Source organism: Actinomadura geliboluensis (assembly GCF_043197915.1).
GTDB classification, from domain to species: Bacteria; Actinomycetota; Actinomycetes; order Streptosporangiales; family Streptosporangiaceae; genus Spirillospora; species Spirillospora geliboluensis.
Genome location: NZ_JBICUA010000028.1, coordinates 1 through 2072, shown reverse-complemented (window position 1 = coordinate 2072; position 2072 = coordinate 1). Strand labels below are relative to the sequence as shown.

Here is a 2072-nt window from a genome sequence, read left to right as displayed (position 1 = left end):
TGTCAGGTCTCAGGAGGTTGGTGACAGATCTGGCTCGGGAGATGGGTGACACTCCGGCTAGATGATCGCTTGTGGTCCACGTTAGTCCTTGCCTGGGTTGATCGCGTTGGGCTTCACGTTTCGCGGGCGTAGGGTGGCGAGGCGGGGCCGGTGAGCGCTTCGAGGAATCAGGTATGGGGACGCTGCTGAAGCAAGCGAAGTTGGTGTCCTGGGGCGAGCTGGGGGATTCCTCGGGGACGGCGGCCGGGGTTCCGTCGCTCCTGGCGAGGGTCGCGTGGGGCGGTCGTGCTGATTCGCTTCTGGCGCTGGATGACCTGCGCTTTCGGCTGTGCCGGGATGGTATTGCGGTCGAAGAGGCGACCGCTGCGGCTGTCCCGCTGTTGTGGGAGTTGGTGCAGGCGCCGCAGGTGACGTGTCGTCCGGAGATCCTGCGGTTCCTGCACGAGATCTGGTGCAGTCGCGGCTGGAGCCGGGCCGCAGCCAATTCACCGGAATATGCGCTGAAGGTGGAATGGGAGCGTTCGGCCCATCATGCCGTTCGCGCTGAGCTTGTGACCGCGCGTCGGTTGGTACTGGACCCCGATAGCGAGGTCGCCCAAGCGGTGCGGCTGCTTCTCACCGCTCTCGACGAGGGCTGAGGTAAGCGTCGGCCGCCGAGTTCACTTCGACCTCCTGTTTGGTTCGGGTTTGCGGGCTTTGAACCGGGCGATCGGTTTGGTGGTGGTGCGGGCGACCTCGGTGATGATCTGGTCGGCGAGGCTGATGCGGAAGGTGCCGTCGGTGTCGTGGACGGTCACGGTGGTTCCGGCGTGGCCGATCCCGACCTGGATCTTCTGGCCGGCGATGACGATCTGGCCGCGGCTGCTGACGCGGCGCTGGACCTGGACCGGTTCGGCCACGGGGTGGGGGCCGGGTCCGGCGGGGCGTGCATCGCGGATGCGTGTGGTGTCGGCGCCTGTGAGCGGGTTGGGCAGCGTGCGTAGCAGGGTGTGCCCGTCGAGCAGGTGTAGTAGCGAACCGTCGATGCGGACGGTCACGCGGCGTCCGGCCAGGTGGTGGCCGACCGGGTGTTGGCGGCCGCCCAGCGACAGCAGTCCGGAGCCGTTGATGGTGCGGTCGACCTCGATCGCCTCACCTGGTCCGGGCCGGGACGGCGGGGCCAAGGGATGGATGCGGGCCCCGCCGCCGGCCAGCAACTGCCGTAGGTGGCCGGCGGTCAGCCGGGACGGAACCCTTTTGATCCTGGTTCCAGCGGTCAGCAGTTCGACGGTTCCGGTGTCGGCGCGCAGGGTCAGGGTGAGACCGGCGCGGTGCGGGCCGAGCCAGAACTGCTGGCCGCAGACCGCCAGGTTGCCCGAGGCCGGGATGACGCGGGTGAACTCCACGGCCAGGTTCACCGGGTCGATGCCGTTGGCCGACAGCACCAGCCCGGTCGCCGTGGCGGGTTCGGGTTCCCGACGAGGTTGCGGCACCACCACCTCGGGCTCGGATGCGCTCTCAGATTCAGCAGCGGGCTCGTGGTCGGGGTCGGGCTCGTGGTCATGGTCGGGGAGGGTCCGCAGTGTGGGTGGCAGGCGCAGGGGGAGCGGGTCGTCGCGGCGGGATTGGAACCGGTCGGCGGGGCGGTCCATGTCCAGTGACTGGTGCGGCCGGGCGGTGTTGTAGTCGGCGACGAAGGCGTCCAGAACCTGCTGGGCGTGCTCGATGCCGGTGAAGGGGGCGTGGTCGTCGAGCAGTTCGCGGCGCAGCGTCTGGTGGAACCGTTCGACCTTGCCCGTCGTGGTGGGCGAGCGGGGCCGGGTGAGCCGGTGAGCGATGCCGTTCTCGCGGCAGATCCGGTCGAACAGCACCTCACCGCCGCGGCCGAACCGGGCGGTGAACTGCTTGCCGTTGTCGGTCAGCAGCTCATCGGGAATTCCGAACCGCTCCAGCGCCGCCGCCAGGGCCAGGCAGACCGCCCGGCCGGTCGGGCGGGCCACCACCGCGGCGATCACGCAGTACCGCGAATGGTCGTCCACCCCGGTGACGACCTTGCACTCGGTGCCATCGGCCAGCATGATCCCGCCGACGAT

General features: G+C 69.1%; 1 protein-coding gene and 1 pseudogene. One reads left to right on the top strand and one right to left on the bottom strand.

The window, feature by feature from the left end:
* The first annotated feature begins 173 nt into the window (after positions 1-173).
* Entirely contained in the window at positions 174-638 is a 465-nt protein-coding gene (locus ACGFI1_RS44330; protein WP_392793641.1) for a hypothetical protein, read from the top strand.
* A gap of 969 nt (positions 639-1607) precedes the next feature.
* On the opposite strand, the pseudogene ACGFI1_RS44325 reads toward ACGFI1_RS44330, so the two are convergent.
* Positions 1608-2072: pseudogene (locus tag ACGFI1_RS44325) on the bottom strand (integrase core domain-containing protein); the annotation flags it as partial.